This is a genomic window from Paenibacillus ottowii (genome assembly GCF_050516475.1).
GTDB lineage: Bacteria > Bacillota > Bacilli > Paenibacillales > Paenibacillaceae > Paenibacillus > Paenibacillus ottowii.
In genome coordinates, this window is the sequence record NZ_CP191577.1 from 1855381 (window position 1) to 1863992 (window position 8612).

4 protein-coding genes are annotated in these 8612 nt (G+C 47.1%); all 4 read left to right on the forward strand.

Annotated elements, in window-relative coordinates:
* Positions 1–476 precede the first annotated feature (476 nt).
* A complete protein-coding gene (locus tag ACQQ6X_RS08745) occupies positions 477–1277 on the forward strand; it encodes a thioesterase II family protein (RefSeq protein ID WP_305168210.1) in 801 nt (266 codons plus the stop codon).
* A 240-nt stretch (positions 1278–1517) separates the two neighbouring features.
* Positions 1518–3368 (forward strand): ABC transporter ATP-binding protein, encoded by a 1851-nt coding sequence (locus ACQQ6X_RS08750; RefSeq protein ID WP_305168211.1) that lies wholly within the window; start codon positions 1518–1520, stop codon positions 3366–3368.
* Entirely contained in the window at positions 3343–5208 is a 1866-nt protein-coding gene (locus ACQQ6X_RS08755; RefSeq protein WP_305168212.1) for an ABC transporter ATP-binding protein, read from the forward strand. The genes ACQQ6X_RS08750 and ACQQ6X_RS08755 overlap by 26 nt, the downstream gene beginning before the upstream one ends.
* A gap of 51 nt (positions 5209–5259) precedes the next feature.
* Positions 5260–8612, forward strand: a 3353-nt coding sequence (locus tag ACQQ6X_RS08760) for a non-ribosomal peptide synthetase (RefSeq protein ID WP_305168213.1), incomplete at its 3' end; no start/stop codon positions are given.

Genomic DNA, 8612 nt, shown 5'->3' on the forward strand with positions numbered 1-8612 from the left:
GGGTTTATGTGAGCTTGTTTTAAATTAATTCCATTATATAGGTTGTGAAGGAGGGGTGCGAAAAAAGGCGGAATTTGTCGGATGATATCAGGTTGAATTTGTTACATTTATGTTAATGGCATGTAAAGGTAAAATTGTTGTAGGAAAAGGGGTTTGAGCTTTTTTGTAAATCATAATGATTGTAGTTTTACAAGATTCGTGAAAATCTGAAATTTTGTTTTGTATCTACTTAACAGTTCATAATGAGTAGCGAATGAAGGAAAAAAGTGAAATTGTTGCTTTTGAAGTCGAGAAACATATGTAATAATATGGATTTCTTATTATTTTTATGAAGCCAATCAATTTAGCCCTTTTGTCCCATGCCAAGCGGTTTTAAAGTTTGTATATTTAAAAAAGCTAGAAAGTGTTGGAAGAAAAAAAGAGATATAAGGATTTACTGTAAAATTATGAACTGCATAGAGGATGGAGGAATTCATATGACGACTCGATCACAATCTTGGTTCGCGAAAACAGAGGTCCAACCAGCTGCAAAGCTTCAACTATTCTGTTTCCCCTACGCAGGTGGTGGCACTTACATATTTAACTCTTGGAAGTCCAGGCTCGCGCCCGATATTACCGTGCTGCCTATACAGCTCCCCGGACGTGAGAGCCGCTCAACTGAAGCTCCGATGGAAACTCTTCAAGATATTGTTCAAACCTTAGTTCCCGCCATAGCTCCCTACATTCATAAGCCGTTTGCTTTTTTTGGACACAGCATGGGGGCACTGATTGCGTTTGAAACAGCCCGGCATTTGTACAGCAAAACTGGAAAACTACCTGTGCATATTATCGTATCTGGTAAGTCTGCACCACATCTTCCCTACTCCAAAAAACAACTCCATGATTTAGCAGACGATTCTTTCACCGAAGAGCTACGCTTGATGCAAGGAACACCCGAAGAAGTGCTGCAAAATGCAGAATTGATGCAAATTATTATGCCTCGTCTGCGTGCGGATTTTAAAGTATGTGAAACTTATGTTTATCAGCCGGGAAATCCTTTAGTATGCCCAATGACAGTTCTAGGGGGAGTGGAGGATTTTGAGGTTAGCACAGATTCGCTCCATGCCTGGCAACAGCATACGACGTTCCCTATGGAAGTCCGAATGTTCGAAGGGAATCACTTTTTTATCCATGAACAAGAGCAAGAGGTTATGAGCGCAGTCGAAAACATTCTATCCGCATCCCCACCGAAGGCTCACGCTACGGCTGCTCATACTGCTTACAATACAAGCACTTAACAACCACGATTCAGACAGAGTTGAAAGACCTACACATCACGACTCACTTCCGTTATCACCATCTCAGCAAAATCGATACCAATCCACGACCATGATGCATTTTTCAGCATGTTTCAAGTCCGCTTTTATCTTTCTAGATACTTATTCATACCAGACACAGAGACATCTTAATGACGTCCATTGCCAATCTAAAAAGTTCGCACTGGCTTAAAGTGTGGGCAACGAAAAAGAGGGATGCCTTTGTTTCGATCAAATTCTGCGTTTCGGAGACTCGCACGTTATATAAAACCATATAATCTATGGGTTTTTATCTCAGTGACCGCCTCCTTATGTTTGGCAGCTATTGACATTATTCTGGGTAAGGCCATAGAGCAAATGGCACAGGGGACATTCTCCTCCACTCAAAACATGATTTATCTCGTTATTGGTATGACGCTTATTGGAATGCCCTGTAAGTTTGTGATGAGATACGCCTCAGCACGCTTTAGCGTTAGTGCTCTGCACGATTTGAGAGGCGATCTCGTACATAAGTTTTATGATTTACCGGTTTCCAGCGTGGAGAGGAAGTTCACTGGAGATCTGGTATCCCGCTTAACCAACAACACGGCGTTGTTGCAAAACTTCTTTATCCAGCAGTTTGCCAATTTGTTTTATTTGCCGCTTGTGTTTATAGCATCATTCACGTTGCTTGTATTGACAAGTTGGAAACTGATTTTGGCAAGTCTTGCGCTCATGTCTGTAGGAATGATCATCACATCACTGATGAGCAAGCCCATAAAAAAATACTCCGAAGAGCTCCAGGAGAAAATTGCTCATCTCAATGCGGTGGGGCAGGATGCGATTGGAGGCATTCCTATCGTCAAGGCATTCAATATGCAGGCTGTGCTATTGAAGAAGTATATGTTGATCACGGAGGAGGTCATCAAGCGTGGGTTGCGGCTGGAAAAGCGTTATGCGTTCATTACGCCGGTAGGTGTGATGATGCTGGCTACACCGATTATTTTGGTCATTGTGTACGGGGGATATCTGATTCAACAAGGTGAGCTGAATGCTGGAGGCATTGTCCTTTTTTTGTATCTGATTTCGTTCATCTTGCAGCCTGTTGCCATGCTGCCGACGATCATTTCGCAAATGAAGGAGGCGGAAGGAGCGGCAAAGCATTTGTTAGAGGTGCTGGATTGGTCGGATGAACGGCAAGACGGGAAAATCACTTCCATCACTCAGGCTTATGAGGATGAGACCCGCCGTTTGGAAGACGTTGCAGACAGCAACGATGACATTGCTGTAGTCAGCTTTGAGCATTTGACTTTTGGCTATAACGAAGGGAACCCGGTGCTGCAGGATATTAATTTCCGGGTAGGGCAAGGAGAAACGGTTGCGATTGTTGGCGCCAGTGGTGGCGGTAAAAGCACCATTTTCAAGCTGCTTTGCGGATTCAATGAACCGGGAGTGCATGCTGGAACGGTTCAATTGTTTGGTAAGGATTTGACAGATTGGAACCTAACAAGCCTGCGCAGTCATATTTCGATGGTATCTCAAGAACCGTCGCTCTTTCCGGCCACCATTGCAGAAAATATCGGATACGGGCGTCTGGAGGCGACTCGGAAAGAAATTGTCGAGGCGGCGAAAGCGGCACATGCGCATGACTTTATTGTTCAGCTGCCCGAAGGATATGAAACCCTGTTGAGCGAACGGGGAGGCGGATTGTCAGGCGGACAAAAGCAGCGAATTTCTATAGCAAGAGCATTGCTGAAAAATGCTCCGCTGCTTCTACTGGACGAGCCGACTTCAGCACTTGATAGCCAATCGGAGGCTCAGATACAGATTGCAATGGATGCGGCCATGCAAAACCGGACGGTACTGGTCATTGCTCATCGACTGTCAACCATACGTCAAGCAAACCGTATTATTGTACTCGATAAGGGAAGCATCGTGGAATCGGGTACCCATGAAGAATTACTAGGTCGTGACGGTGTGTACCGAAAGCTGTATTTGCAAAATTTTGATGAAGGACCGCAAACGGGAGAAAACGGGTCTTCACTGCCTGAGGAAAGGAGTGAGCGTCGTGACCTTCAAGCAGGGGTTTTATGAATTTAAGCAATTAATGTCCCTGATGAAGCCGCACCGAAAATGGTATTTTACGGGGCTGGTTGGCAATAGCCTGACCAATGCCAGTATCACAATTTTGCTCTCTTTTGTGGTGCATTATTTGCTGAATTTTGCCGTTAATGGCGATGTACAGGAACTATACCGAGCGGTCTATTTGGTCAGCGGTACATTTTTGGCGTTAAGCCTTATTTCCCCTCTGTGCAGCTATATGTATAAACGATGTGTCAAGCTCGCGATTGCCGATGTACGAATGAAGCTATTCGGCCATATGATCAAGCTATCCTATGAAAAAGCCGAAAAACACCATTCAGGCAATCTTGTATCCCGCATGACGAACGATGTACAGACGCTGGAGCAAGCTTACACTATTCATATCCGCTCGATTATACTGGAAACTTCGCTTTTCCTGGGCTCATTGGTCATCTTGATGGTGCTGGATTGGCGATTTGGGATTATGGCAGTTGTGCTTGGGCTAGCTTCAGCCTGGATCAATGCTCATTTCGCCAAGAAAATGCGACATATGAGTGAAGAATTACAGGGACGAATGAGCAGGTTTACCGAACGATTGAGTGATTTGCTTTCCGGTTTACAGATGGTGAAGTTGTTTGGGTTGAGAACAAAGGTAGGCGGACTCTGTAACAATGCAAGTGAAGACATAAAACGGATCAGTATCCGGCAGGGGCGTCATATGGGCTTGCAGGATATGTGCAATTTTGTCATTGAATTCATCACGCTTGGCGGTGTGCTTGTCGCCGGATTGATCCTGGTTGCGCAGAAGCAAATGGAGCTGGGAGTACTGGGACAGATTGTGCAGCTGCAAACCGGTATTTCAACGGTATTTTTGGAGCTGGGGGCGGCTGTATCATTGCTACAAAACTCCTTAGCAGGCTTGGCGCGAATCCGCGAAATTCTGAGTGAGTCGAAGGAAGAGGAGCAGTTCCCTGGAGCGAAACAGAAGGAGCAACAAACTGGGCTCATCGGCCTGAACAGAGCAGATATATCAGCCTGTGAACCTAAGGGATTCTATGACGGTGTCGAGACTGAGAACTCAGATCACCCCATTGAACAGGTTCCGGCTGCGCTGGAGCTGCACGACATCACTTTTGGCTATCAGCTAGATCGTCCAACGCTGCGGAGATTGAACCTGGTGGTGCCGGAAGGGCAGGTAACTGCAATTGTCGGTCCGAGTGGTGGTGGCAAAAGCACCGTCATGAAGCTGCTGCTGGGATTTTATCCACCCGATGAAGGTGTGCTGCGGATTCGCGGCCGCATGGCAGAGGAATTTCGGCTAGACGAGGTTAGGAACTTAATGGCCTATGTACCACAGGAGGCTACGTTGTTCCACGGTACAGTAGCGGATAATATCCGCTTTGGCTCACCGGATGCCACGGATGAGGAAATAAAGGCAGCGGCCAAGACAGCCTATGCCAGCGGCTTCATCGCCGAGCTACCGGAGGGCTACGATACGATTGTCGGTGAACGAGGAGCCAATTTGTCTGGCGGTCAAAGACAGCGGATTGCGATTGCCCGTGCTTTGCTCAAAAATGCACCGATTTTGCTGCTGGATGAGGCAACCTCGGCTCTGGATGCAGAGTCAGAATATGAAGTCCAGCAGGGCTTAAATGAGCTAATGAAGGATCGTACCACATTAGTCATTGCCCATCGATTGTCTACGATTGAGCGGGCAGATACGATCTGTGTTCTTGCCGATGGCGAGCTTAAAGAGCAGGGCACCCATGAACAGCTTCTTGCCGAGGGCGGTCATTATGCAGAGCTGTATGAGCTCCAGTTTCGAAAGCATTTTGAGGAACAAACCGCATAAATATGCGAATTTTCATTTTACCAAATATCTATTTTGCGAGGAGAGAGACGGATGACACAACAAGATGTTCAATTGTTTTCCTTAAGCCAGCCACAGCAACGTATTTGGTATACGGAGCTTTTGTATCCTCATCGGAACACTTCAACCATTATTGCTACTGTAAAAATCAGAGGAACTGTTCGTATAGATGCATTACAACAAGCAATGAACCGGGTGATTGCCCAAAATGATTCCTTCCGCATCAAAATCACTGCTCAGGACGGAATCCCATATCAATATGTAGAGCCGTTTACAGAGGAAAGTATTGAAACGCTTCAAGTAACTCTGGAAGAAGCGAATGAATGGTTAAAACGCCATAATCCACAGCCGTTCTCATTGTTGAATTCGCAGCTGTACCGATTTGTTATTTTGCAGCTCGGGGCAGAAGAAACCTGGTTTAATTTTAAAATGCATCATATTATTTCGGACGGCGTGTCCATGAATCAGGCCATTAATGAAATTACCGGACACTATATGGATATTGTGCATGGTACAGGCCAAGATGCACCAATCAAGGGCAATCCTTATCTGGATTTTATTCAGGTAGAGCAAAGCTATGAGCAATCGGACCGCTATCAAAAGGACAAGGCGTATTGGACGGAAAAGTTTGCCGATTTGCCAGAGACCACAGGTTTAAAATCATATAACCCACTGACATTGAGCACAGCTGCACGTCGGGAGAGTTTTATACTGGAGCATGAATTGTATCGTGGTGTTACGGCTTTTTGCGAGGAACATAAAATCAGTATTTTTACGTTCTTCCTGGCGGCCCTGTATATTTATTTGCATAAAGTGACAGGTGAGCAGGACCTAACTGTAGGAACACTCTATGCCAACCGTACGTCTAAGAAAGAAAAGGATACCATCGGCATGTTCGTCAGCACCGTGGCTACGCGTCTGATGGTCGAACCGGAATCTGAGCTGTTGGCCTTCTTGCAGGGTGTAGGGAAGGAGCAGGCGTCCATTTTGCGGCATCAGCGTTACCCGTACAACAAAATTATTCAGGATTTACGCGAACAGCAAAGCAGTTTAGACATCCAGCGTCTGTTTGGTGCTTCCATTCAGTACCGTACCTTGAGTTTCTCGCGGTTTGATGAGGCGATTCAGCAGGTGGATAACGATTTCTGCGGAGATACAGTGAATGACTTCGATATTCACATGGTTGAAATGCTGGATGACGACAGACTCGTACTATACCTGGATTATCGTACTGAGCTGTTTAGTGAACAGGAAATTGCTCGAATTATTCGACAATTTTTGAGTGTGGCGGAGCATATGGTACAGGGTCCACACAAGCGTATACAGGAATTGTCGCTAATCAGTGAGGAAGAACAGGCTCAAATCATCGATGTATTCAATGCCACAACAGTGGCCTATCCACGCGAAGCAGGCATTCATGAGCTGTTTGAGGAACAGGCAGCACGCACACCGAATCAGACAGCAGTTGTATCTGGAAACGCCCGTTTAACTTATGGCGAATTGAATGGAAAAGCCAACCGACTGGCTCATACACTGCGCGAGCACGGTGTTACTGCCGAACGAACGGTAGGTATCGTTGCTGAGCGTTCCGCAGATATGATCGTTGGTATGCTGGCGATTCTCAAAGCAGGCGGTGCATATGTGCCGATTGACCCTGATTATCCGGCTGAACGTGTACGCTACCTGTTGGAAGATTCGGGAGCGGAGTTACTGCTGGTGCAGCATGCGGAACAGCAACCTGAGGATTACACCGGAATCGTGCTGGATTTGAGCGATGTGAATGTATACGGGGCAGAGAGTAACCAAGGCGTAAATAACGTACATGGGGAACAAAACGAAGCTTGTCATGCGGATTTTACCTATTATACAAATCTGAAAAATGAGGATTCAATTGAATCATCTTCGTCTGTCGTAGGCCGCACTGCTAGAGAACAAGAACGTACATTTGGCAATCGACTAGCCTATCTTATGTACACTTCAGGCACGACCGGACAGCCTAAAGGGGTTATGGTGGAGCATCGCAATGTTGTGCGTTTGGTGAAAAATACAAACTACGCGCAACTGGGTGTTAACACGCGTATTTTGCAAACCGGTGCCGTTGTCTTTGACGCGTCCACCTTCGAAATTTGGGGGGCGTTGCTGAATGGTGGACAGCTTGTGCTGGTAAGTCAAGATGTCATTTTGGATGCGCCGAAGCTCAAGGAAGCTGTCCGCAATCACGGTATTACAACAATGTGGTTGACTGCGCCACTCTTTAATCAGCTATCACAGCAGGATCTGGAATTATTCGAGGGGGTACAAGAACTGTTGGTCGGCGGTGATGTGTTGTCCGTACCGCACATTAACCGAGTGCTGGAGGCTCATCCATCCCTACGAATTATCAACGGCTATGGTCCGACGGAAAATACAACTTTTTCTACAACTCATGCGATTGCTGGCGTGCAATCCGAAGCGGTGCCGATTGGACGTCCGATCCACAACTCCACAGCGTATGTTGTAGATCGTTCCATGCAGCTCCAGCCTGTGGGCGCATGGGGTGAGCTGATTGTCGGCGGCGACGGGGTGGCACGTGGCTACCGAAACCGCCCTGAGCTAACAGCTGAAAAGTTCATAGACAGTCCGTTCCGCAGTGGAGAGCGCTGCTACCGTACAGGCGATTTGGTGCGCTGGAATGAGGACGGGACTTTGGAATACAAAGGACGCATCGACGCACAGGTGAAAATCCGGGGCTACCGGATTGAATTGGGCGAGGTGGAAGCACAGCTGTTGAAGCTGGAAGCGGTGCAAGAAGCCATCGTTATTGCACGTGAGGATGAACAGGGGCAAAAACAGCTTTGCGCATATGTGGTCACCGTGGCAGATATCGCGGCAAGTGAGCTGCGAAGCGCTTTGAGCCAGGAATTGCCGGGTTATATGGTGCCGTCGTATTTTGTACAGATGGAACAATTGCCGTTGACACCAAACGGCAAAGTGGACCGGCGGGCATTGCCGCAGCCGGAGGGAAGCGTGGATTCCGGCGAGGATTATGTAGCCGCACGTAATGAGGTAGAGCGGACATTGGTATCGGTATGGCAGTCTGTACTGGGTGTCGAACAGATTGGTGTGCTGGATAACTTTTTCCATCTGGGCGGCGACTCGATCAAGGCCATTCAGGTGTCTTCGAGACTGCTGCAAAATGGTTACAAGCTGGAAATGAGAGAGCTGTTCCAGTATCCAACGATTGCTGAACTGAATGGACGGGTGCAGCGGGTGACCCGCGTGTCCGACCAAGGAGAAGTCACTGGAAACGTGGCCTTGACACCGATTCAACATTGGTTCATTGAACTGCAGCCCTCCCATCCTGAACACTACAACCAGGCTCTAATGCTGCACCGTGAGGATCGTTT